Genomic DNA, 22,947 nt, shown 5'->3' on the forward strand with positions numbered 1-22,947 from the left:
CCGCCCGCGCCGCTTGTCTGATGGCGGCTAGGCAAGGGGAAGCGCATATGCCGCGCAAGGACAATAGCTGGCGCAGCGGTTTGGGTTGTTTCGCCGCGCGGCCTCAGCGGTCCCAGATCGAGCGGAAGTCGCCCTGGCCGGTCAGGATCTGGTCGGGGCTCTGCTTTTCCACGTGGCCGATCAGGCCGCGGTAGACGCCGTAGCCGACCAGTTCGCGCAGCCGCGGGGCGAAGCGGCGCACCTGCTCCGGGTCGAGGCCCAGCTGCTGGTTCTCCTGCTGGCGGATGAAGCCCGCGCAGTAGTTCATGGCGATGCCGGTGCGCCGCCTGCCGCTGCGGTTGGCGCCGCCGCCATGCCACAGCGCCCCGTCCCAGATCAGCACCGAGCCCTTGGGCATCTCCGCGGCGATGGTCTCGTAGGCGCCGCCGTATTCCGGGTTCGGCCGCCGGTGGCTGCCGGGGACCAGCCGCGTGGCGCCGTTGGCCTCGGTGAAGTCGGTCAGCGCCCACATCGAGTTGCAGATGATCGGCCGGTGCGGCTTCTCCAGCGGGATCACCTGGTCGTCGGCGTGGATCGGCTGGGCGATCTCCCCGGGGTCGATGGCGATCGACGACAGCGAGGAGATCAGCGGCCCGTCGCCCAGCACCGCCTCGACGATCGGCAGCACGGCCGGATGGACCGGGACCAGGGTGAACGGCTCGCCGTACTTCAACAGGTTGTAGAGCCGCACGGTATGGGCGCCTTCGAAGCGGTTGCCGGCCGGCTGTGCGCCCAGGTCTCGCTCGAGCCGCTCCAGGGCGTCGTTCAGCGCATCGATCAGGTCGGGCGAGATGGCCCCTTCGACGATGGGGAAGCCGTCACGATCCAGTCGTTCGCGGTGCGCGGACAAGGGGTCCCGGGGGGCGCCGGCGTCGCTCACGGCGGCGCTACTGCGGTTGGACGTTCAGCTTCAGCATGATGCGGCCGGGATTGTGTTCGGCCAGGGCGGCGGGGACTTCCATGGCCTCGGCCAGCTTCACCGCCTGCGCGGCGGCGGCGGCGTCCACGGGACCCTCGTTGACCACCTTGCAGTCGGTGAGCGTCGTCTGGCCCACGCCGCAGTTCAGGAACACCACGGCCACGCCGGCGGCCTCGGCGGCGTCGTTCGCCCCATGCGACTGGGCCGCGGCAGGCGCGGCGGTGGCCAGGGTCAGGGCGAACAGCGAAAGCAGCATGGCGGCGTTCCCAATGATTAACGCTTCGTTAAAACACGGGCCCAGACCCCTGGGAAGCCCGTGCCATTTTGGGTCAGGTCTGGGTCCGATCGCGCAAGACGTGTGCCGCCGGCAAAGGTCATGACGGCTTCGTGATGACTGTGTCGGGCTTTCGACAGACCGCGCCATACGCCTGTCACCCATCGGAACTAGGGATTCCGGCGGGGCGTTCAGAGGCGAGTTTTTCGGGGCCGGCTTTCGGGCCCGGCTTGTTCGGGGGCGAGTAAGTGTGAGGAGCGCCATGGTGGAAGTGATCGACGTCGAACCCGTGGAAGGCGGCTGGGCCCTGCGCCATGCCTCCGTCGACAACGCCCAGCTCTTCACCAGCGGCGCCAAGGCCGAGGACGCCGCCCGGCGCCTGGGCGCGCGCCTCAGCGACGCCGGCGAAACCGCCGAGATCCGCATCTACCTGCGCGACGGCAGCCTGGCCGGCCGCTTCCTCTGCGCCCCGGAGTGGCGCGCGGCGATGTAGGCCTGCCGGCGACGGAACCCCTCACCCTCCCATGGCTGCGCCATGGGCCCCTCCCTCTCCCTCTGGGAGAGGTGTTTATGACCCCCGCGGCGGCGCTTCAGACCCCTCTCCCATAGGGAGAGGGAGGGGCCCAAGGTCTGCGCACAGCGCTGAGCTTGGGAGGGTGAGGGGTTCCGCGCCTTGCGGTCAGCCCTCGGCCGCGAACGCCGCCGCCAGGTCCCTGAGCCACGCCTTGAGCACCGGCCCCTGTTCGCTGGGCGTCACGCCGTTGCGCACGACGATCAGGTCGCGGTCCGGGCAGCAGATGATGAACTGGCCGTCGTGGCCGTTGGCCGAGAAGCTGCCGGGCCCCGCCAGGTCCAGCCACCAGTGGGCGCCGTACGGCCCGTCCGGGCAGTCCGGCTGCTGGAAGGTGGCCGTCCGGGCATAGTCCACCCAGCCCTCGGGCAGCAGCCGGCGCCCCTCCCACACCCCGTCGCGCAGGTAGAGCAGGCCGAAGCGGGCGAAGTCGCGCGGGGTGCAGAAGCAGAACGACGAGCCGATGAAGGTCCCCGCGGCGTCGAACTTGGGCGTGGCGCTGGTGATCCCCAGGGGATCGAACAGCCGTTCTTCCATGAAGGCCTGGAACTCGCCGCCGTGACGGCCGAGGGCGTCGGCCAGGCAGCGGCTGACGATGTTGGTCGTGCCGCTGGAATAGTAGAAATGGCTCCCCGGCGGGTGCGCCAGGGGAAAGCCGGCGGCGAAGGCGGCGGTGTCGTCCTTGCCGCGGCCCCACAGCATCTCGATCACGTCCGAGGGGTGCTCGGGCTTGTATTCCTCGCGGAACGCCAGGCCCGAGGACATCCGCAGCAGCAGATCCAGGGTGATCGCCGCCCGCGGATCGCCCGCTGCCCGCCATTCGGGGACGGGGGCCGGCGCGTGGACATCCAGCACACCGTCCTTCACCGCCAGGCCCACCAGGGCGTGGGTGATGCTCTTGGCCATCGACCAGGACCAGGTGGTGGCCTCCGGTCCATGCCGCGGGCCATAGCGCTCGGTCACCAGCCGGCCCCTGTGGATCACCACCACCGCCTGGGTCTCGCCGAGATCGGCCGGCGGCTCGGCCTGAAAGGCATGGCCCAGCATGGCGTGGATCCGGGCCGCGTCGGCGCCCGGCGGCAGCGGGCCGGTAGGCCACGCCTCGGTCGGCCAGGGCGTGTCGGCGGGCTGGGTCGGCAGGGCGGGCAGGACGGTCGGCATCGGGGTCTCCGCAGAATGCGGCAACAGACCGGCGCGGGCGTTTGCCGTCAATGGTTGCGATTGCATACCGACCGCTCTGGAAAAACGGCGCAGGCTCCGCCAAATGGTCTGGAGCGGCCCGCGAGAGGCGCCGCCGAACCTGGGAGCCTCCGGATGACCGACACGCCCGCCTACACCCCGCCCAAGGTCTGGACCTGGAACAAGGAGAACGGCGGACGCTTCGCCAACATCAACCGGCCGATCGCCGGCCCCACCCACGACAAGGACCTGCCGGTCGGCAAGCATCCGCTGCAGCTCTATTCCCTGGCCACGCCCAACGGGGTGAAGGTCACGGTGATGCTGGAGGAGCTGCTCGCCGCCGGCCACGCGGGCGCCGAGTACGACGCCTGGCTGATCCGCATCAACGAGGGCGACCAGTTCTCCAGCGGCTTCGTGGCCGTGAACCCCAACTCCAAGATCCCGGCCCTGCTGGACCGCAGCGGTCCCGAGCCGATCCGGGTGTTCGAGAGCGCCGCCATCCTGATGCACCTGGCCGAGAAGTTCGGCGCCTTCCTGCCCAAGGACGGGCCGGCGCGCGCCGAATGCCTGTCGTGGCTGTTCTGGCAGATGGGCAGCGCCCCCTACCTGGGCGGCGGCTTCGGCCACTTCTACGCCTATGCGCCGATGAAGATCGAATACGCCATCGACCGCTTCGCCATGGAGGTGAAGCGCCAGATGGACGTGCTGGACCGCCGCCTGGCCGAGGCGCCCTATCTGGCCGGCGACGACTACACCATCGCCGACATGGCCGTGTGGGCCTGGTACGGCGCCCTGGCCAAGGGCGCGCTCTACGGCGCGGGCGAGTTCCTGGACGTGGCCAGCTACACGAACGTACAGCGCTGGACCGACGCCATCGCCGCCCGTCCGGCGGTGAAGCGCGGCCGCATGGTCAACTGCGCCTGGGGCGACCCTGCGGCCCAGCTCCCCGAACGCCACGACGCCAGCGACTTCGAGCTGCGCACCATGGACAAGATCCAGGCCGCGGCGGAGGCGAAGTAAGGGTCCCTCTGCCCCCACCCCACACTGTCATCCCGGAAAGGCGCGCCAGCGCCTTATCCGGGACCGCCGGACGCGCTGACCGTTCAGTTGTGGCAAGCAGCGGCGCCTGCCGCGGTCCCGGATATTCGCTGCGCGAATTCCGGGATGACAGATTGTTGGTGATCCGATCTAGGGGATCAGTCCAGATCCCCCGCCAGTTCGGCGCGGGTGGCGTCGCTGAGGATGGCGCGGTGGTCGTAGAGGGGGTGGTCGGCGCCCAGCATCACCGTGACCTTCGGGTCGCGGAACGCCGCCGCCTGTTCCGGGGTGATCGGGAAGCGCAGGAAGTGCACCGAGGAGGTCTTGCCGTCCTCGCGGGTGCGCTCGATGTCGCCTTCCTGGCGCGCCTGGCTGCGGCTGTCGCCGATCTGGATGAAGAAGTGGTCCTCCACCCCGCCCAGCCGCGCCAGGATGTTGGCCCGGCGCAGGGGATCGTCGATCTCGAACATCACCGTCGCCACCAGCTCGCCGCCCTGCGGGATCAGCGGATTGTAGGCCGCCATCTCGTCCACCAGCTGCGCCGGCCCGCCGCCCTCGATCAGGAGCATCTCCTGGATCTGGAACAGCATCGTCTCGTAGGTCTCGAAGTAGGCGGTGCAGTAGGGGCCCAGGTCCACCCGGCGCAGCTTCTTCTTCGGCAGCAGGGCGGCGCGGCGGTCCTTGCGCTGGGTGCGGAACTCGGCGTCCGGGATGATGTCCTCGGGGGTGACGCGGCGCTGGGAGGCGGGCATGGGAACCGGCTTTCTGTAAGACTCAGACGAGGCCGTAGGCTTCGGCCAGGATCTCGATCGGGTGCGCCTGGCGGGGCGGCTTCTGCCCCTCCTTCAGGTCGGCGGCGACCAGCTGGCCCAGGTGCTTGCAGGCCAGCGGGCAGTCGGAGCACAGGGTGTCGTTGCCCTTCTGGGCCACCTGGCGGGCGGCGGGCTTGCCCACCTTGACCGCCATCGGCCGGGTCTCCTTCATCACCCCGAAGGTGCCGCCGTGCCCCGAGCAGCGCTCGACCACGTCGATCTTCACCCCCGGGATCAGGCGCAGCATCTCCGCCGACTTGGCGCCCATGTTCTGGGCCCGGGCGTGGCAGGCGTGGTGCACGGTGACGCCGCCGTCGATGGTCTTCAGACCCTCGGCCAGGCCGTGCGCCTTGGCGATCTCGACCACGTACTCGCTGATGTCGCGCGTGGCGGCGGCCAGGCGCTTGACGTCCGCGTTCTCCGGCAGGATCAGCGGCCACTCGAACTTCATCATCAGGGCGCAGCTGGCGGTCAGCGCCACCACGTCGTAGCCCTGGTCCACCAGCGGCAGAAGCTCGCGCGTCACATGCTCGGCGCGCCGGGCCACCTCGGCGATGTCGCCGGCCTCCAGCTGGGGCATGCCGCAGCATTGCGGATAGGCGAGCCTGGTTTCCACCCCCAGCTTGGCCAGCACGGCGCGGGCGGCCACGGCGGTGTCCGGCTCGTTGTAGTCGACGAAGCAGGTGGCGTAGATCGCCGCCTTGCGCGCGCCGAAGGCCGGGCCGGCGGGGTCGGCCGCCAGCGGCGCCTTCAGCCGGTCCGAGGCGGTGCGCGTGTGATACTTGGGCAGCTCGGCGGTCTTGTCGATGCCGACCGTGGCCTCCATTAGCGCCCGGATGGGCTGGTTGTGCACATCGGTCGCCCAGTTGGCGAGGCCGGCGACGGGCCGGGCCAGCTTGCCGTTGCGGTCGGTCTCGCCCAGCTGCTCGCGCACGAAGTCGCCGCCGTGCTTCTTCCGCTCGGCCGCGCGGTGGCGCAGCATCAGGTGCGGGAAGTCCACGTTCCACTCGTGCGGCGGCACATAGGGGCACTTGGTCAGGAAGCACATGTCGCACAGGGTGCAGGCCTCGACGACCTCGCCGTAGGCCGACTTCGGCACCCCATCGACCTCGCCCGTCGGGCTCTCGTCGACCATGTCGAACAGCTTGGGGAAGCTGTCGCACAGATTGAAGCACCGCCGGCAGCCGTGGCAGATGTCGAACACCCGCTCCATCTCATGCTCGATCTTGCCGGCGTCGTAGAATTCCGGGTCGCGCCAGGCCAGCGGATGACGGAACGGCGCATCCAGGCTGCCCTCGCGGCGGCCTTCGGTCTTGGTGGGGGGCGTGTCGGTCATGGCGTGCCTGTCCTGCGCCGGACAGCCGGCTCTCCGCGGGAGCCCCCATCCCCGCCTTCGGCGGTACTTCCCCCAGAGGGGGAAGAGAACCGTTCTCCTCCCCGCTTGGGGGAGGGGGACCGCGAAGCGGTGGAGGGGGCTCCAGCCGGGCTCCGGCGATCCAGATCTGCAAAGGTGGACGGGCCGCGCCTTGAGACGCGACCCGCCGACGGACCTTCAGAACGCTTGGGGAAGCCTAAAGGGCCGTGTCTCTCAGTTAGTCCAGGCTTTCCAGGGCGCGCTGGAAGCGGCCGGCGTGGGACTTCTCGGCCTTGGCCAGGGTCTCGAACCAGTCGGCGATCTCGTCGTGGCCTTCCTCGCGCGCGGTGCGGGCCATGCCCGGGTACATGTCGGTGTACTCGTGCGTCTCGCCGGCGATGGCGGCCTTGAGGTTCAGCGAGGTTTCGCCGATCGGCAGGCCGGTGGCGGGGTCGCCCACGCCTTCCATGAATTCCAGGTGACCGTGGGCGTGGCCGGTCTCGCCCTCGGCGGTGGAACGGAACACGGCGGCCACGTCGTTGTAGCCTTCCACGTCGGCCTTCTGCGCGAAGTACAGGTAGCGGCGGTTCGCCTGGCTTTCGCCGGCGAAGGCCTCCTTCAGGTTCTCCAGGGTCTTGCTGTTGGCGAGCGACATGTTCGTTCCCTCGGGGCTGATCGGTTGGCGTGCGGCGGCCTGCCGCACACTCGGCCCCTCCCTTAGGCGCCCCGCCCGCCGGCCGTCCAATCGATTGCGCCAATTGCGGCGATAGAGATGCTCAATATCGGGGACGGACCTGGCCCGCCGTTTGCCCCGTGGGCCCTGGAGTGTCCGAAAATGGCACACCTTATGGACGTGAAGCCTGACCAGATGCCGGAAAAGCTGCAGACAGACACCCTCTGGCCCCTGCGCTCGCTGCAGGCGATCGCCGTCGCCTGGATCGTCCTGAACCAGTTTCGCGAGCACCTCGGCCTGGCGCTGGGCGCCCGCCATGGCCTGGTCGCCAAGGGCTATCTCGGAGCCGAGCTGTTCTTCGTCACCGCCGGCTTCATCGCCTTCCACACCTGGACGCGCCTGCGCGAGGACGGGCGGCTGCGGCAGATGTCGCTGTTGTGGCGCAAGCTGATCCGCGTCTGGCCGCTGCAGGTCGCGACGCTGGCGGCCATGGGCCTGCTGGCGCTGGCCGCGGCCCGCGAGGGGACGCCGATCGACGCCCAGGTGTTCGATCCGGCCGCCATCCCCGCCAACCTGACCCTGACCCAGGCCTGGGGCGTTCTGCCGACGGTCAGCTGGAACTTTCCGTCCTGGCTGGTCTCCGCCGAATGGTTCGCCGCGATCGTGTTCCCGGTGACGGCGGTGATCGTGCGGGCCTGGCGCTGGCCATGGATGGCCGCGGCCGCGCCGGTGGTGCTGTTCGCCTGCGCCTTCGATCTCTGCCAGGCGCGGCACATCCTGTTCAGCGACATGACCGCCCAGATCGGCGCGCTGCAGACGGTGCCGGCCTTCCTGTTCGGCGCGGGCCTGTGCCGCTTCGGCCAGGAGCGGGGCCTGAGCGTGACCGCCGCACGGCTGATGGTTCCCCTGTCGGCGGCCTGGATCGCTGCGGCGTCGATCCTGCGGCTGGCCGACCCCTTCATCTTCCCGGCGTTCGGCCTGCTGGCCCTGGGCCTGGCCGAGCGCGCCCGGCAGGGTCGCCCGCTGATCGCCGGGCCGGCCTGGCGCTACCTTGGGGGCCTCGCCTACGCCCTGATGCTGGTCTACCTGCCGGTGGACATCGCCTTCTTCCACGTCTGGCGCCTGCTGTTCGGCGCGCCGCACGGGGCGATGGCCTGGCTGGCGCTGGCGGGGGTGTTCCCGGCGATCCTGGTCGCCGCGATCGGCGCGCACCACCTCGTCGAGCGGCCGGCCTACGCCTGGCTACGGCGGCTCAATCCGTTCCCGGAGCCGCCTGCCATCCAGGAACCGGCCTGAGCTCGCCGGCCCCGGCCGCTCCGCGCAACAGCCGCAGCAGCGGCTTCTCGAGCAGCGCCCGCCCCGCCAGGCCGGCCAGGATCGACGCCGCCAGCGCGGCCGGAATGAACAGCCACGGCCGGTCGGTTCCCAGGGTATGCGCCACCACCGCCGTCGCCGGCGCGTGGCCGAGGTAGATGGAATAGGAGGCATCGCCCAGCCGTTTCAGCCACGGCAGGCGCGGCGTGCGTCCGGCCGCCTCCAGCGCCAGGGCCCCCAGCACCAGGGCCGCGGCCGGCAGGCCCCAGAGCAGCGGGCGCAGCAGGCTGTCGGCCACGCCGGCGGTGTTGCTGGCGGCGAAGGCGATCACCCCCCCGGCGGCCAGCAGCATCCCCACCTTCGGTCCCGGCAGGAGCCCGCGCTGCGCCAGCCGGCCCAGCCACAGCCCGGCGGCGAACTCCAGCATCATGGCGTTGGCGCCCAGGGCGTAGAGTGGGGGATCGAGCAGGCCCAGCACCGCGACCGCCGTCAGCGCGGCGGTGACGAACAGGATGCGCGATTGCTCGCGCAGCCACAGCCCCGCGGCGAACAGCAGGTAGAACACCGCCTCGTAGTTCAGCGTCCAGCCGGCGGGCAGCACCGGGAACGGCAGGCCCTTGGGGTCCAGGTGGGTGATGAAGGCCATCGACAGCAGCACGTGACGCCAGCCGGCGTGCACGTTGGGCAGGAAGTTCGGCCACGCCAGCGCCACGCCCGCCATGGCCAGGGTCAGCACCCAGTAGGTGGGCGCCACCCGCGTGAACCGCCGCCACACGAAGCTGGCCAGCGCCGTCTCGCGCCCGGCGGTGATGCGCCACATGATGAAGCCGGAGATGACGAAGAACAGGTCCACCCCGGCGCGCCCGACCTCGAAGCCGCCGCTGCGCCACTGGCACGCGTGATAGGCCGCCACCCCGACGGCGGCGATGGCGCGCAGGTACTGGATGGAAACGGAGGTCTTCACGGCCGCGCCCCGGTCAGGGTTTCGGGCGGCAGGATAGCGCAACTCCCCCCGGATCACCCCGCGACGGATTGAGGCCGCCTGCGCGAACTGCGCGGCCCCTCACCTTCCCACGCCCTGGCGGGCGCGGGCCCCTTCCTCTCCCTGCAGGGAGAGGAGTCTCTCTGGACGCCGCAACACCTTTTCCTCTCCCTCGAGGGAGAGGAAGGGGCCCGACCGCGGAGCGGTTGGGAAGGTGAGGGGCCGCGGCGGCCATCGAAGAATGCTCAGTGGGCGTCGTCCCAGTTGTCGGCGGCGCGGGCCTCGACGACCAGGGGGACGGAGAACTGCACCACCGGCTCGGCGGCGTGCTCCATCACCTCTCGGGCGACGCGGCAGACCGCATCGGCCTCGGCCTGCGGCGCCTCGAACACCAGTTCGTCGTGCACCTGCAGCAGCATCCGGGCGCTGAGGCCCGCGGCCTGCAGCGCGCCCGGCATGCGGATCATCGCCCGGCGCATGACGTCGGCCGCAGCCCCCTGGATCGGCGCGTTGATCGCCGCGCGCTCGGCGAACTGCCGCTCGCCGACGGACTTGGAGGTCACCATCGGGATGTTGACCTTGCGGCCGAACACCGTGGTGACGAAGCCGTCGCGGCGCACCTGGGCGCGCATCCGATCCATGTAGTCGCGGATGCCCGGGAAGCGCTCGAAATAGGTGTTGATGTAGCTGCCCGCCTCGTCGCGGCCGATGCCCAGCTGGTTGGCCAGGCCGAAGGCGGAGATGCCGTAGATGATGCCGAAGTTGATCGCCTTGGCGCGGCGGCGGGTCTCGGCCGGCATGCCCTCGATCGGCACGCCGAACATCTCCGAGGCGGTGGAGGCGTGGATGTCCAGCCCCTCGAGGAAGGCCTTCTTCAGCTGCGGGATGTCGCCGATGTGCGCCACCAGCCGCAGCTCGATCTGGCTGTAGTCGGCGCTGATCAGCACATTGCCCGGCTCGGCGATGAAGGCGCGGCGGATCTTGCGCCCCTCCTCGGTGCGGATCGGGATGTTCTGCAGGTTGGGGTCGTTCGACGACAGCCGGCCGGTGGTGGTGGAGGCCAGGGCGTAGGAGGTGTGCACCCGCCCGGTCCGCGCGCTGACGGCCTGGCCCAGGTTGTCGGTATAGGTGCCCTTCAGCTTCGACAGCTGGCGCCAGTCCAGCAGGGTGCGCGGCAGGGCGTGGCCCTGGGCCGCCAGGTCCTCCAGCACGCTGGCGTCGGTGGACCACACGCCTGTCGCCGTCTTCTTGCCGCCCGGAAGACCAAGTTCGCCGAACAGCACGTCGCCGATCTGCCGCGGGCTGCCCAGGTTGAACGGCCGGCCGGCCAACGTCTGGGCCTGCGCCTCCAGGTCCGCCATGCGCATGGAGAAGTCGTTGGACAGCAGCCGCAGCCGCTCGGTGTCGATCTTGACCCCGCTGGCCTCCATCTGCGCCAGCACCGCCGGCATCGGCCGCTCCAGCGTCTCGTAGACGGTCAGCAGCCCCTCGCGCGCCAGGCGCGGGCGCAGGATGTGGTAGAGGCGCAAGGTGACGTCGGCGTCCTCGGCCGCATAGGCCGTGGCCGGCTCCAGGGCCACGTGCTTGAAGCTCTTCTGCGCCTTGCCCGTGCCGGCGACCTGCTTGAACGGGATCGGCTGGTGCCCCAGCCACAGGGCCGACAGGTCGTCCATGCCGTGCGGGTGCGCGCCGCCCTCCAGGGCATAGGAGATCAGCATGGTGTCGTCGATCGGCGCGACGGTCACGCCATAGCGGGCCAACACGCCGATGTCGTACTTGGCGTTCTGCCCCACCTTCAGGACCGACGGGTCCTCCAGCATCGGCTTCAGCCGGGCGATGGCCGCCTCCAGCGGGATCTGCTCGGGCCGCGCCGTGGACTCCAGCGCCAGCCCCCCCTCCTGTTCGTGCTCGTGGCCCAGGGGGATGTAGCAGGCCTCGCCGGGCTGCACGGCCAGGGAGATGCCGCACAGGTTGGCGTCGGAGGCCGACAGGGCGTCGGTCTCGGTGTCGAACGCCACCAGGCCGGTGTCGTAGGCGCGGGCGATCCAGGCCTCCAGCGTCGCCAGGTCGCGCACGCACACATAGGTGTTGGGATCGATCGGCTGCGCCACCTCGGCGCGGGTGGGCTGCGGGCCATAGCGGGGCGTCAGCACCGGCGCGGTCAGCGGCCGGGGCGTGGCGAGGGACACGGGCGGCGCGGCGGCGCCCGGCGCCGGCGTTCCCGAGCCGTCGCCGACGCGGCGGGCCAGGGTGCGGAACTCCATGTCCTCCAGGAAGGCGGTCAGCGTCGCCGGATCGGGCGCCTCCACCGCCAGGGTGTCCAGCGCCGCCGGCAGCGGCGTCTCGCAGTCCAGCTGCACCAGCTGGCGCGACAGGCGGATCTGGTCGGCGAACTCGATCAGGGTCTCGCGGCGCTTCTGCTGCTTGATCTCGCCGGCGCGGGCCAGCAGCGTGTCGAGGTCGCCGTACTCGGTGATCAGGGCCGAGGCGGTCTTGATGCCGATGCCGGGCGCGCCCGGGACGTTGTCGACGCTGTCGCCGCACAGGGCCTGCACGTCGACCACCTTTTCCGGCGGCACGCCGAACTTCTCGAACACCTGGTCGCGGCCGATGCGCAGGTTCTTCATGGTGTCGAGCATCGACACCCGGTCGCCGACCAGCTGCATCAGGTCCTTGTCGGACGAGACGATCACCACCTCGCCGCCCTGGTCGCGCACATGGCAGGCATAGGCGGCGATGATATCGTCGGCCTCGTAGCCGGGCAGCTCCAGCGCCGGCACGCCGAACGCGCGGGTGGCCTCGCGCACCAGCGGGAACTGCGGCACCAGGTCTTCCGGCGGCGGCGGGCGGTGCGCCTTGTACTTGTCGTACAGCTTGTTGCGGAAAGTCTGTTCGGAATGGTCGAACACCACCGCCAGGTGGGTCGGCGCGTCCGCCCCCGACCTCATGTCCACCAGCAGCTTCCACAGCATGTTGCAGAAGCCCTGGATCGCGCCCACCGGCAGGCCGTCCGACTTGCGGGTCAGCGGCGGCAGGGCGTGGAAGGCGCGGAAGATGAAGCCCGAGCCGTCCACCAGATAGAGCCGCGTGGCGGGGCCGTCCTGGGTCAGCGGGCGGTCGGCGGTGTCCAGCACGTCGGCGGCAGGCATATCAGCGGCGGGCGCATCGGCGGGGGGCGCGGCAGAGTCGGCGATGTCGGTCATGGCCCCAAGATAGGGGCTGCGGGCCGCCCGGTCACGCGGCCAGTCGACCGTGCTGACAGCGCATGGCAGGTTGCCGTCGATCCGCCGCCAAGCGCCGCAAAGGGACGGCCTCAGCCATGCCTCAGCGCACCGTCATCGCCGTCCTGGCCGACTGCCACATCCACCCCGCCGCCGGCATTTCCTGGCCGCAGGGCGCGCTGGAGAAACTGGCCGACGCCGACCGCATCATCACCCTGGGCGACATGGGCGAGGCCTCGGCCATCGCCGAACTGGGGGCGATCGCTCCGGTGGCCGGGGTCCGTGGCCAGGACGACGAGCCCAGCGACGCCGTCGCCACCCTGACCCTTACGCTCGAGGAACAGGGGCTGATCATCGGCTGCGTGTTCGACCCCGTCGCCGCCGGCCTGGCGGACAGCAGGGACCCCTTCGTCCCGTCGGCGGACGACGCGGAGGCCGAGGAGGATCTGTTCGACGGCCCGCTCGATGTCCTCCTGTGCGCCTCGACCCATCGCGCGGAGATCACCGACTTCGCCGGTCGCCTGACCATCGATCCCGGCACCTCACCCTGCCCGAGGGCAAGGACGACGGCGCCAGAGGCACATTCGCCCGGCTGATCATCGAGGACGGCGCCGCGCGGGCCGAGATCGTGGAGGTGTGAGCGGCGGCCCGCTCAGGCGATGCGGTGGAACGGCAGGGCGCGAATGCGGCCCGTGCCGATGGTGAACCCCGTCACCGCGCCGGTTCCGTCGCGCACCAGGGTCAGGCGCGCCATCGGTCCGTCGAAGGCGTCCACGTCGGCTGGCGCCATCCGCATGGACCGAAAACGCAGGCACGAGACGGCAAGGCCACCCTCCCCGTCCGGCGCCAGCCGATAGGTGATGTCGATCTCGTCGCTGCGATAGAGCCCGGCCAAGGCCGCGAGCGCCGCGTCGCCGGGGCGCACGCGCTTGGCCCGACGCAGCCTCAGCGGCAGGCCACCGACGCTCTGCGCCACCACCAGGTCGCCATCCGGCGAGGCGGAGAACCTCTCCTCCGGATCGAAGAACCAGAACGCGCCGTCCGGGTGGAAGCGCGCCTCGGCGCGCATGTCGCCGAACACGCCGGTCAGTCGGCCGTCCGGCGCCTCCAGTGTAACGCCCCGCCCCCACTCGCCGACGTAGTAGCCCACCAGCCGGTCGAGACTCGCCGGCGGCGGCGCGTCGCCTGTGGTCGCCCCGGGAACCGGCGGCAGCACGGCGTCGGCCAGCACCCGGCCGATGGCGCCGACATCGGCTTGGCCGTTCGACAGCACGATCACGCTGGCGTCGTTGTCGGGATAGGTCAGGAACTGCGCCCGGTACGCGGCATCCGCGCCGCCGTGACCGATGGTCGGCCGTCCACCGATGGTCTGGCGCATCAGGCCGAAGCCGTAGTTCAGCGGCGCGCCGTCACGCAGACGCCCCGGCGCGGCCAGGGTGGCGATCAGCGCGGCGTCGAAGTGGCGAGGATGCAGCAGCTCCGCCGCCCACAGCGCCAGGTCGCGCGCCGTGCTCTGCACGCTGGTGGCGCCGTGGTTGCTGTAGTTCAGGCGCAGATGACGGATCTCGCCAGTCTTCGCCTGCGCATAGCTGATCGCCCGGCCCGGCAGCAGCCGCACGCCGTCGCTGTAGACGCAGGTCGAGGTCATCCCCAGCGGCGCGAACACCGCCTCGTCCAGATACTGGGCGAACCGCTTTCCGGAGGTTCGCTGCACGATCTCGGCCAGTAGGGAATAGCCGGTGTTGCAGTAGCGGAAGTCGCTGCCGGGCGGGAAGTTCAGCCCCCTCTGCGCGGCGGCGATGTCCAGGATGGCGCTGTGCAGGATCACCCCGCCGGGGGGCGAGCCGGCCAGGCTCATCAGTTCCCACTGGTCGCGCAGGCCGCTGGTGTGATGGATCAGGTCGTGGGCCGTGATCACCGCGCCGTAGTCGGGCAACTCCGGCAGATGTTTGCGGATGTCCCCCGCCAAGTCCAGCCGGCCCCCGCGCGCTTCCAGCAGCGCCGCGAGGGCCGTGAACTGCTTGGAGACGCTGGCGACGTGGAACGGCGTCCTGGCGGTGACCGGCGAGCCGTGCTCCAAGTCGGCCGCGCCGAGATAGCGCTCGAACACCGGTCGACCGCCCCGGGTCACCAGCAACGCCAGCCCCGGCCTGTCCGGCGTGAACGGCGCCAGCAGAGCCTCCAGCGCTTCGGTCCTGTCGCCCTCGCCCATCGCCTCGCCTCCGTCCGCCTGTCCTCGGCCCATCCGACTTAATGCAAGTGTGTCGCAACCTCTACGTCAGTCGCGCCCCCAGCGCCGCAAGCGCCGCCGCCAGGGCCGTCCCCATCTGCGCCTCGATCCGCTCGCCGCCGGCAACCGGAACCTCGGCCTGGGTCAGGACCGCGAAAGCGAACGACCGCCCGTCGGCGTCGTCGACCAGCCCGACCTCGTGACGGATGCGGCCGAACAGGCTGCCGGTCTTGGACGCGAAGGCCTGGGCGCCGGCCAGCGCCGGGCGCACGCGCGTCGTCATCTGGGCGGCCATGCCGTTGCGCAGCCGCGCGCACGCCGCCGGTGTCGCCGCCTCGCCGCGCCAGACGCCGACCATCAATCCGGCCATGTCGGCCGCGGTGGTGTGCGCGGCGCGCGCCGGATCGAGCCCGGAACAGGTGTCGAAGCCCCAATGCTCCAGGCCGGCGCGGCGACACGCCTCTGGGCCCAGCGCCCCCTCGCGGGCCAGGACCAGCTGGGCGTAGTCGGCAAAGCCAAGCTCGCCGGCCACCTCGTCCAGCATCGCCTGGAAGGTCCCGCGCACGACGGTATCGCGGCAACCGGCCGCCCTCGCCCGCGCGTTCACCCGCTCCGTTCCGACCTTGGCCAGCAGCACGTCGCCAGCGGTGTTGTCGCTGATCGAAAGCATCTGGCGGCACAGTTCCGCGAGCGAAAGCGTCACCGGATGGGTGAGACTCGACAGGCGCGTTGGGCCGGCCGTCGCCATCGCCGGCGTGATCGTCAACGCCTCGGCGGCGTTCAGTGTCCCCGCCTCGACGTGGGTGAACAGCTCCAGCGCCACCAGTACCTTGAACACCGAGGCCATGGCGAAGCGTGCATCGGCGTTCCACGTCAGCGTCCGGCCGCTGTCCAGGGCGACGACCTGCAGGCCGAGGCGACAGTCCAGGGCGGCAAAGCGCCAGCCGAAGTCGGCGGCGACCCTATCTATCTCAGACATCAGATCATCCCCAGAAGGGATGCGAGGCCTCAGTGTCCGTGCGAGCCTTCGTACACGCCGGGGGCCAGGCGTTCGCTTTCCTCGCCTTCGACACCGTGCGCCAGGACGAAGCGGCGGTCGCAGTACAGGCACTCGACGAAATCGGCCTCGCCCATCTCCAGCCAGACCCGCGGATGGCCGAGCGCGCCGCCGACGCCGTCGCAGGCCACGCGCCGGGAGCGCACGGTGATCACTTCCGGGGCCGGAAGGGTGGTCGCGGCGCCCGGCGAGGCGGGCTTGTCTTCGGCCTTCGGCGCATCGGCCATGGTATTTCCCCAGGAGATCGACGGGCGGCCTTGGCGCGGCCGCGCATGCGCCCTAGGTATGCGACAGGCCCGCGCGGCGTCAATCGACGCGACCGCGGCCGTTTGCCTGCCCGAGACCACCCGAGACCCTTCCGAGATCGGACCCGCATGGACCTGCCCGACTACGCCATCGAGGCGACCGGCCTCTACAAGACCTATCCGGCCAGCAAGACCGCGCCGGCGATGGACGCCCTGAAGGGCATCGACCTGAAGATTCCCCGCGGCTCGATCTTCGGCCTGCTGGGTCCGAACGGCGCCGGCAAGTCGACCTTCATCAACATCCTGTCGGGCCTGACCAAGAAGACCCGCGGCCAGGTGAAGATCTGGGGCCGCGACATCGACACCCAGACCCGCGACGCCCGCGCCGCCATCGGCGTGGTGCCGCAGGAGATCGCCGCCGACCCGTTCTTCACCCCGCGCGAGTCGCTGGAGGTGCAGGCCGGTCTCTACGGCGTGCCGGCCAAAGAACGTCACTCCGACGAGCTGCTGGCCGCCCTGGGCCTGGCCGACAAGGCCAGCGCCTATGTGCGCCAGCTGTCGGGGGGCATGAAGCGGCGCCTGATGGTGGCCAAGGCCATGGTGCACCGCCCGCCGGTGCTGATCCTGGACGAGCCCACCGCCGGGGTCGACGTCGAGCTGCGCCGCCAGCTCTGGGCCTATGTCAGCGAGCTGAACCGCCAGGGCGTGACCATCGTGCTGACCACCCACTATCTGGAGGAGGCCGAGCAGCTCTGCGACACCATCGCCATCGTCAACCGCGGCCAGGTGGTGACGTGCGAGCCCACCAGCCAGCTGCTGCGCCGGCTGGACAGCCGCACCGTGGTGGTGACGCCCGAGCAGCCGCTGCTGGAGGCCCCGAACCTGGCGCCCTACCAGGCCAAGCTGCGGCCGGGCGGCGACCTGGCGGTGGACTTCAAGACCGCCGAGGCGGGCGTGGAACAGGTGCTGTCCGCGGTCCGCGCCGCCGGCGTGCACATCAAGGACCTGCGCACCGAGGACCCGGACCTGGAGGACGTGTTCGTGGCCATGACCTACGGCCGGGCCGAGACCGCGGCGGCGGACTGAGCGCCGCCGTGAAGAGCCCCTCATGAGCCAGTCACCGGAGGTCCTGCGCGCCCTGGAGCTGCTGCTGGAGCAGCAGTCCGCCCTGTGGACGCTGGCCGAGGACGAGGTGGCGGTGTTCCGTCCCGAGGAGCCCGACGACGCCGAATACGGCTTCTGGCGCTTCGAGAGCTTCGCCGACGCCATCGCCGGCTGGGCCAACCAGATCACCGCCGAAGGCGCCCTGCGCGATACCGACCAGTTCCTGGACGTCCCGCGCCTGGACGAGGCCGGCCCGTTCGGCCGCTGGCTGCGCATCCGCTCGCGCACCGCGCCGGCCTATGTGGCCTACGCCACCACGGTGGAGGTGATGCGCCTGATGATCCGCGTCCTGCTGTCGGCCGCCGACCAGGACTACGGCGACTACTGACGGGGCGGCGCGGCCCCTCACCTTCCCGCTCGCTGCGCGATCGGGCCCCTTCCTCTCCCTCGATGGAGAGGAAATTCGCCTGTGGGGCCGCGTTGTTTCTTCCTCTCCCTGCAGGGAGAGGAAGAGGCCCGCGCCCGTCAGGGCGTGGGAAGGTGAGGGGCCGCGCCGCCCCCGCTACCGCGCCGGCAGCGCCCGCAGGAAGCCGCGCACCACGGTGGCCGAATTGTCCGAGGCCAGGCGCATGAATACCCGCACCTGGTCCTCCGCCCCGCCGCCGGCGAGGTCGGACAGGCTGCGGAAGGCGATGAACGGGGTGGCGTTGGCGTAAGCCACGTGCGCGACGGCCGCGCTCTCCATGTCCAGCACCTGGGCGTGGAAGGTGGCGAAGGCGTCGGCGCGGTAGTCGGCGTTGTCCATGAACACCGGTCCGGACAGGCCGTGGCCGCCGACCACCAGCCGCGGCGGCGCGCCCAGGCAGTGGGCCCCGCCGGCCGCGTCCTCGGCGCAGCGCTTCAGCTCGGCCCGGGGCATCGACCGGGCCACGGCCAGCAGCGCCGGGTCGGCCGGCAGCCAGTCCATCGGCCGCGCCGTCCCGTCGGGAGCGACCACCGTCACCGGCCGCGGCGCCAGCATGCCGTAGGCGGGCACATGCCCGCGCGTGGCGGCGAACCTGCCGTCCGAGCCGGCCCGCAGGAAGTCGCCGTCGAGGTATTCCGCCCAGGCGTCCGGCGCCACCACGTCGCCCACCGACAGCCCGGGGTCGATGCCCCCGGCGATGCCGGAGAACACGATCGCCCGCACGGGGAAATGGTCCAGCGCCATCTGCGTGGTCATGGCGGCGTTGACCATCGACATGCCGCTGAGCACCAGCACCACCGGCCGGCCCTCCAGGGTGCCGGTGACGAAGCTGACGCCCGCCACGCGCACCTCGCGCGCATCGGTGGTCGCCGCGCGCAGCTGGGTCATCTCCGGCGGGAAGGCCGACATCACCACGATGCGCGGCGTCGGATCGGCCGCCGGCGTCTGGGCCCGGGCCGCCAGGGGCGCGACCAGGACGGCGATGATCAGCATCAGGACGGGGGGCCGCATGCGCTCTCCTCAGATCGGGCGCCGAGCTGTGCGGCGGAACGGCGAAGCTGGCAACCGGCGCCCTGCGGGCGAGACGCCTCTTGCCGGCCGGCGCCCGATCGGGTGTCAATCGCCGCCTCAACGGGGGACCATCGCCTTTGCTAGAGCGCCTCTTCGGCCTGACCGCCCACGGGACCAGCGTGCGCACCGAGGTGCTGGCCGGGATCACCACCTTCCTGACCATGGCCTATATCGTGCTGGTCAACCCGGCGATCCTCGGCGACGCCGGCCTGCCCGGCCCCGCCGTGGCGGCGGCCACCTGCCTGGCGGCGGGCGTCGGCTGCCTGCTGATGGGCCTGCTGGCCAACTATCCGATCGCGCTGGCCCCCGGCATGGGGCTGAACGCCTACTTCACCTACACTGTGGTCAAGCAGATGGGCGTGCCCTGGCAGACGGCGCTGGGCTGCGTGTTCATCTCAGGGGCCGTGTTCCTGCTGCTCACGGTCGCCGGGGTGCGCCAGCTGATCGTCAAGGCGATCCCGCGGCCGCTGTTCGCAGCGGTGGCCGCGGGCGTCGGCCTGTTCATCGCCTTCATCGGCCTGAAGGACGCCGGCATCGTCGCCACCAGCCCGGCCACCGCCGTCACCCTCGGCGACCTGCACAGCCCCGCGGCCCTGCTGGCCCTGCTGACCCTGGTGATCACCGCCGCCCTGCTGGCCTGGCGGGTGAAGGGCGCGATCCTGATCGGCATCCTGGTCGCCACCGCGGCCGGCTGGATCATCGGCCTCGCCCACTTCACGCCCCAGCCCTATTCCCTGGCGGGCATGACCGCGACGGCGTTCCAGCTGGACGTGAAGGGCGCGCTGGGGATCGGCGGCGGCAAGGGCTTCACCGCCGGCCTGCTGGAGATCCTGTTCGTGTTCCTGTTCGTCGACCTGTTCGACAACGTCGGCACCCAGGTGGCGGTGACCAAGCGCGCCGGCCTGGTGGACGACGACGGCCAGATCCCGCGGCTGAACCGGGTGCTGACCGCCGATTCCATCGCCACCATGGTCGGCGCCCTGGCCGGCACCTCCACCGTGGTCAGCTACATCGAGAGCGCCTCGGGCGTGGCCGAGGGCGGGCGCACCGGCCTGACCGCGGTGGTCACCGGCCTTCTGTTCCTGGCCACCCTGTTCGTCGCCCCCTGGGTGCAGGCGATCCCCACCGCCGCCACCGCCCCGGCCCTGATCCTGGTGGGCGCGATGATGATGGCGCCGCTGGGCCAGGTGGACTGGGAGGACCCCGGCGTCGCCATCCCGGCGTTCCTGACCCTGATCACCATCCCGCTGACCTTCTCGATCGCCAACGGCCTGGCCTTCGGCATCACCGCCTTCGCGGCGCTGAAGCTGCTGCGCGGCAAGGCCGGGCGCGAGGACGCGCTGCTGTTCGCCCTCGCCGCCCTGTTCATCGCCCGCTTCGCCTACCTGGCCATCGCCTGACCGGGCGCCCGGGCGGACCGCCGCCCGCAACACCGTTTGCGCCCGGCCCCGCCTTCGTCTAGAAACCCCGCTCCGCCGGCGTCTCAATGCACCCGTAGCTCAGCTGGATAGAGCGTTGCCCTCCGAAGGCAAAGGTCACACGTTCGAATCGTGTCGGGTGCGCCAGCGATTTCAATAACTTAGCTCACCCCCCGCAGCTCAACGATGGGGCCCCGGAAGCATTGCGGAAGCAGCCGAAAGCGCATTTTCGAGCAGTTTTTCGTTAAGAATCGTGGCTCGGAAGCAACATCGGAAGCAGCCACGCTTCCGTCCTCTCAGCTAAACTTGGCTATAGATCGCGGAAGTTGCCGCCCGAATAGTCGTCTGGGCATGGCCGCCAGACCTCGGCCTAAGTCATGGATGCGCCACTAGCAGACGTTCGGGCTAGCGCGGAAATTCACCGCCCTTAGCGGCAACTTAGGCGCCCCTCCCGCCGGTGCAGTTGCCGCCCACATCGGTACCATGAGCCCCAAGCCGATCTTCGCCGCCGCCGCCTCAACGGTCCCACTTTCCGATGTCCATTTTCCGGCTCCGCCTGATGTCGACAAGACGCCGCCATCCCAAAGGCACCGCGCCACCCGCCTCGTCATCCGGGTCTTCGGGATCGGCAGGCTGACCTTTCACCCGGGAGGATGACGAGCGGCATTGCTGACGCCTTCACGCACTCGTGGGACGGCTTCGCCGCAAGCCTGACGCAGACCAGCTCACCAATGCTCGCCATGGCGCCAGCAGAGGAGAGATCGCCATGGCCTATTTCGTCGGAATGGATGTCAGCAAAAAGTCTACCGCCGTCTGCGTGATGGACGCCGACGGCGCCGTCGTGGCGCGTGCAGAGGTCGAGACCACGCCCCTCGCCCTTGTAGCCTTCCTCCGCGGCCGCGGATGGCGGTATCGCCGCATCGGCATGGAGGCCGGCGACATGGCCTCCTGGCTCTACGCTGGCCTCATCAAAGCCAAGCTGCCCGTGCTGCAGATCGATCCACGTCACGCCCACTCAGTCCTGTCCGCACAGCGGCATAAGACCGACCGCAATGACGCCCAGGGGATTGCAGAGCTGATGCGCGTCGGCGCCTACAAAGGGGTTCATACGAGGTCCCGTGAGAGCCAGGACCAGCGCGCCCTGCTGGTGGCGCGCCGAACCCTGATGGTGAAGCGGGTCGACCTCGACACCGTGATCCGCGCTCTGTTGCGAAGCCTCGGCCTGAAGCTGCCGCGTTACATCAACCAAAGCTTCGCTGCCCGAGTCCGGGCGCTAGGCGAGTCCAGTCACGCCCGCTGGATCGCCGTCGAGCCCCTGCTTCTGGCGAGGGACGCCATCGTCGAACAGATCAAGGTGCTTGAACGGCAGATCAACACAGCCGCGCAGGCCGATCCCGTCTGCCGGCGCCTGATGACCGTACCCGGCGTCGGAAAGCAGACCGCCCTGGCCTTCCGCTCAAGCGTCGACGACCCCCGCCGCTTTGTCAGGTCCCGCAGCGTGGCCGTCCACTTTGGTCTGACGCCACGCGTTCGCCAGTCCGGCGAGACCGTGAGAAAGGGCCGCATCTCGAAATGGGGGGACGGCATGGTCCGCAGCCTGCTCTTCATGGCGGCCTCACACATTCGAGCGTCGGAAGAAAGCGCGCTCCATCGTTGGTCCGCCAGCCTCAGGAAGCGCATGAGGCCGGGCAAGGTGGTTGTCGCTGTCGCCCGAAAGATAGCCGTGATCCTGCATCGCATGTGGCTGGACGGGACCGACTTCAACGCCACGCCGGGAGCGCACACAACCGCGGCCGAATAGGGCTGGACGTCTACCAAAAAGCTGAAGCGCCAGCTCCGCCATCGGCCCCTTCTGGCGACGCGAAGATCCATCCCCCGCGCGAAACGCTGTGACCCGGAATGACCTTCAAGGTCGATTGACGTAGTCTCGTTCGACGGGATCGGGATCAGAGCCAACCAGTCCCGGGCCGCGCCGCCGAAGGGCGGCACGTCATCCCGTGCCACTTATTGCGATGCAACGCGTGTGGCGTAGTGGGAGACAAGGCGGCGGAGAGGCCTCCAGAGCCTACTGCAGGCGTCCGCGGTCGCAGTCCCATCGGCCGCCCTGGACACGTTGAGGCCTATGCCCTCGCTCGAAACGCAGACCAACGAAATGACGTTCGACGTCGATTGATGTTCTTAGCGTTCGGGAAGGTGGACCCAATGACCAGGGGCTGCCGCGCTGCCGGAAGGCAGCATGTCATCCCGCACATGGAAATGCGCTCAAAGCGCGTCGGTAGTTATGGGAGACGGGGGGCCAAGCTGGCATGGAAACGCACAGCGCAGGCGACGGCTAGGCGCGTCACAAATCGGCGACGCGCCCGCACGTTCTGATGCGCCTTGAAATGGAAGGGCGCAATCCCGCGGCCGTCTACCCTGGCATCGCTCGCTGCCCGCGGCTGAAATGCGCCAAGAGCGGAAGACGCTCTCAAACTAGCGGGCCGCCAGATCAGCTGGAAGATATCGCATCCCGCACCCCGGACACTTCAATCTCGCCAGTTCCCGGAGAGACTTGTCGACCAACGGCTGGGCTGGATGCTCCTCGTGCTGCATGAGCCGAGCCGCTACGGCGAGCCTGCTCGCAACGTCGTGCAGGGTGCGCGACCGCAGGCGATGCAGCGCCTCCAACTGGCGCTCGCGCTCTGAGGACAGTCTTTCGAGCGTGGTGTCGATCGCGGCCATTTCTGCCGCGCCCGGAAGCGCAAGGCGCTGTTCAGGGGTGAGGCTGAACCATTGCGAATTCCGCGCTGCGAAAGCTTCGAGTGCGGCCCACCGCACGGCGAGGCGATCAATCTCAAGTTCCAGAGCAAGCCAAGCTGCGCACTCGGCCAGCACCGCCCCTTGGGCGGCGGGTGCAGTTGTTGCGGCTATCGCCAGGGACGCGAAGAGGGTCCGGCGGGCAATTCCACGGCTTCGCCCCGGTTTGGAAACAGGCATGCAA

At 70.2% G+C, this 22,947-nt stretch carries 21 protein-coding genes and 1 tRNA gene; 9 read left to right on the forward strand and 13 right to left on the reverse strand.

From position 1 onward, the window contains the following. Window positions 1-103: 103 nt before the first annotated feature. Together ACO2Q3_RS18800 and ACO2Q3_RS18805 are read right to left on the reverse strand one after the other, a co-directional pair. The gene (locus tag ACO2Q3_RS18800; protein WP_423309360.1) at window positions 104-919 is read right to left on the reverse strand and encodes a phytanoyl-CoA dioxygenase family protein; all 816 of its coding nucleotides are present in this window, start codon (window positions 917-919) and stop codon (window positions 104-106) included. A gap of 7 nt (window positions 920-926) precedes the next feature. After that, a complete protein-coding gene (locus tag ACO2Q3_RS18805; protein WP_423309362.1) occupies window positions 927-1,214 on the reverse strand; it encodes a hypothetical protein in 288 nt (95 codons plus the stop codon). A gap of 283 nt (window positions 1,215-1,497) precedes the next feature. Here ACO2Q3_RS18805 and ACO2Q3_RS18810 point away from each other — a divergent pair, with 283 nt between their 5' ends. After that, complete coding sequence (locus ACO2Q3_RS18810) at window positions 1,498-1,725, forward strand: hypothetical protein (protein WP_423309364.1); 228 nt, start codon at window positions 1,498-1,500, stop codon at window positions 1,723-1,725. 186 nt (window positions 1,726-1,911) lie between these two features. Here the strand turns inward: ACO2Q3_RS18810 and ACO2Q3_RS18815 are convergent, their stop codons facing one another. Beyond that, window positions 1,912-2,964, reverse strand: coding sequence for a serine hydrolase domain-containing protein (locus ACO2Q3_RS18815; RefSeq protein WP_423309366.1), 1,053 nt, complete (start codon window positions 2,962-2,964; stop codon window positions 1,912-1,914). 153 nt (window positions 2,965-3,117) lie between these two features. On the opposite strand from ACO2Q3_RS18815, the gene yghU reads away from it, so the two are divergent. Then, complete coding sequence (yghU, locus tag ACO2Q3_RS18820; RefSeq protein ID WP_423309368.1) at window positions 3,118-4,002, forward strand: glutathione-dependent disulfide-bond oxidoreductase; 885 nt, start codon at window positions 3,118-3,120, stop codon at window positions 4,000-4,002. A 176-nt stretch (window positions 4,003-4,178) separates the two neighbouring features. Here the strand turns inward: yghU and ACO2Q3_RS18825 are convergent, their stop codons facing one another. The 3 genes from ACO2Q3_RS18825 to ACO2Q3_RS18835 form a co-directional block, all read right to left on the reverse strand. Further along, window positions 4,179-4,772, reverse strand: a complete 594-nt coding sequence (locus ACO2Q3_RS18825; protein WP_423309370.1) for a DUF3501 family protein — start codon at window positions 4,770-4,772, stop codon at window positions 4,179-4,181. A gap of 22 nt (window positions 4,773-4,794) precedes the next feature. Then, window positions 4,795-6,168: a heterodisulfide reductase-related iron-sulfur binding cluster gene (locus ACO2Q3_RS18830; protein WP_423309372.1), complete on the reverse strand. Its 1,374-nt coding sequence runs from the start codon at window positions 6,166-6,168 to the stop codon at window positions 4,795-4,797. Window positions 6,169-6,424: 256 nt separating this feature from the next. Then, window positions 6,425-6,841, reverse strand: a complete 417-nt coding sequence (locus ACO2Q3_RS18835; protein ID WP_423309374.1) for a rubrerythrin family protein — start codon at window positions 6,839-6,841, stop codon at window positions 6,425-6,427. A gap of 180 nt (window positions 6,842-7,021) precedes the next feature. Between ACO2Q3_RS18835 and ACO2Q3_RS18840 the strand changes: the two genes are divergently transcribed. Next, entirely contained in the window at window positions 7,022-8,155 is a 1,134-nt protein-coding gene (locus ACO2Q3_RS18840; RefSeq protein WP_423309376.1) for an acyltransferase family protein, read from the forward strand. Here ACO2Q3_RS18840 and ACO2Q3_RS18845 read toward each other — a convergent pair. Then, complete coding sequence (locus tag ACO2Q3_RS18845) at window positions 8,112-9,137, reverse strand: acyltransferase family protein (protein WP_423309378.1); 1,026 nt, start codon at window positions 9,135-9,137, stop codon at window positions 8,112-8,114. The genes ACO2Q3_RS18840 and ACO2Q3_RS18845 overlap by 44 nt on opposite strands. Before the next feature lie 263 nt (window positions 9,138-9,400). After that, entirely contained in the window at window positions 9,401-12,349 is a 2,949-nt protein-coding gene (gene polA, locus ACO2Q3_RS18850) for a DNA polymerase I (protein ID WP_423309723.1), read from the reverse strand. Between the two features lie 125 nt (window positions 12,350-12,474). Here polA and ACO2Q3_RS18855 point away from each other — a divergent pair, with 125 nt between their 5' ends. Continuing rightward, window positions 12,475-12,972 carry a metallophosphoesterase family protein gene (locus tag ACO2Q3_RS18855; protein WP_423309380.1) on the forward strand — a complete coding sequence of 166 codons (498 nt, stop codon included), beginning with the start codon at window positions 12,475-12,477 and terminating at the stop codon, window positions 12,970-12,972. Between the two features lie 56 nt (window positions 12,973-13,028). On the opposite strand, the gene ACO2Q3_RS18860 is transcribed toward ACO2Q3_RS18855, so the two are convergent. From ACO2Q3_RS18860 to ACO2Q3_RS18870, 3 genes are all read right to left on the reverse strand, one after another. Then, window positions 13,029-14,588 carry a serine hydrolase domain-containing protein gene (locus ACO2Q3_RS18860; RefSeq protein WP_423309382.1) on the reverse strand — a complete coding sequence of 520 codons (1,560 nt, stop codon included), beginning with the start codon at window positions 14,586-14,588 and terminating at the stop codon, window positions 13,029-13,031. 61 nt (window positions 14,589-14,649) lie between these two features. Continuing rightward, the gene (locus tag ACO2Q3_RS18865; protein ID WP_423309384.1) at window positions 14,650-15,585 is read right to left on the reverse strand and encodes a serine hydrolase; all 936 of its coding nucleotides are present in this window, start codon (window positions 15,583-15,585) and stop codon (window positions 14,650-14,652) included. A gap of 29 nt (window positions 15,586-15,614) precedes the next feature. Further along, the gene (locus tag ACO2Q3_RS18870) at window positions 15,615-15,890 is read right to left on the reverse strand and encodes a zinc-finger domain-containing protein (protein ID WP_423309386.1); all 276 of its coding nucleotides are present in this window, start codon (window positions 15,888-15,890) and stop codon (window positions 15,615-15,617) included. A gap of 147 nt (window positions 15,891-16,037) precedes the next feature. Here ACO2Q3_RS18870 and ACO2Q3_RS18875 point away from each other — a divergent pair, with 147 nt between their 5' ends. Together ACO2Q3_RS18875 and ACO2Q3_RS18880 are read left to right on the forward strand one after the other, a co-directional pair. Next, entirely contained in the window at window positions 16,038-16,994 is a 957-nt protein-coding gene (locus ACO2Q3_RS18875) for an ABC transporter ATP-binding protein (RefSeq protein ID WP_423309388.1), read from the forward strand. 22 nt (window positions 16,995-17,016) lie between these two features. Further along, entirely contained in the window at window positions 17,017-17,400 is a 384-nt protein-coding gene (locus ACO2Q3_RS18880; RefSeq protein ID WP_423309390.1) for a hypothetical protein, read from the forward strand. A 174-nt stretch (window positions 17,401-17,574) separates the two neighbouring features. On the opposite strand, the gene ACO2Q3_RS18885 is transcribed toward ACO2Q3_RS18880, so the two are convergent. Next, window positions 17,575-18,489: a 5'-methylthioadenosine/S-adenosylhomocysteine nucleosidase gene (locus ACO2Q3_RS18885; protein ID WP_423309392.1), complete on the reverse strand. Its 915-nt coding sequence runs from the start codon at window positions 18,487-18,489 to the stop codon at window positions 17,575-17,577. 137 nt (window positions 18,490-18,626) lie between these two features. On the opposite strand from ACO2Q3_RS18885, the gene ACO2Q3_RS18890 reads away from it, so the two are divergent. The 3 genes from ACO2Q3_RS18890 to ACO2Q3_RS18900 all read left to right on the forward strand — a co-directional run bounded on the left by ACO2Q3_RS18890 (window position 18,627) and on the right by ACO2Q3_RS18900 (window position 21,768). After that, window positions 18,627-19,949, forward strand: coding sequence for an NCS2 family permease (locus ACO2Q3_RS18890; protein WP_423309394.1), 1,323 nt, complete (start codon window positions 18,627-18,629; stop codon window positions 19,947-19,949). Between the two features lie 88 nt (window positions 19,950-20,037). Continuing rightward, window positions 20,038-20,114: transfer RNA gene (locus ACO2Q3_RS18895), tRNA-Arg, on the forward strand. A gap of 619 nt (window positions 20,115-20,733) precedes the next feature. Further along, a complete protein-coding gene (locus tag ACO2Q3_RS18900; RefSeq protein ID WP_423309396.1) occupies window positions 20,734-21,768 on the forward strand; it encodes an IS110 family transposase in 1,035 nt (344 codons plus the stop codon). A 671-nt stretch (window positions 21,769-22,439) separates the two neighbouring features. On the opposite strand, the gene ACO2Q3_RS18905 is transcribed toward ACO2Q3_RS18900, so the two are convergent. After that, complete coding sequence (locus tag ACO2Q3_RS18905) at window positions 22,440-22,943, reverse strand: hypothetical protein (RefSeq protein ID WP_423309398.1); 504 nt, start codon at window positions 22,941-22,943, stop codon at window positions 22,440-22,442. Window positions 22,944-22,947: the final 4 nt, after the last annotated feature.

Origin of the sequence: Caulobacter sp. KR2-114, assembly GCF_049446115.1 — a bacterium.
GTDB lineage: Bacteria > Pseudomonadota > Alphaproteobacteria > Caulobacterales > Caulobacteraceae > Acaudatibacter.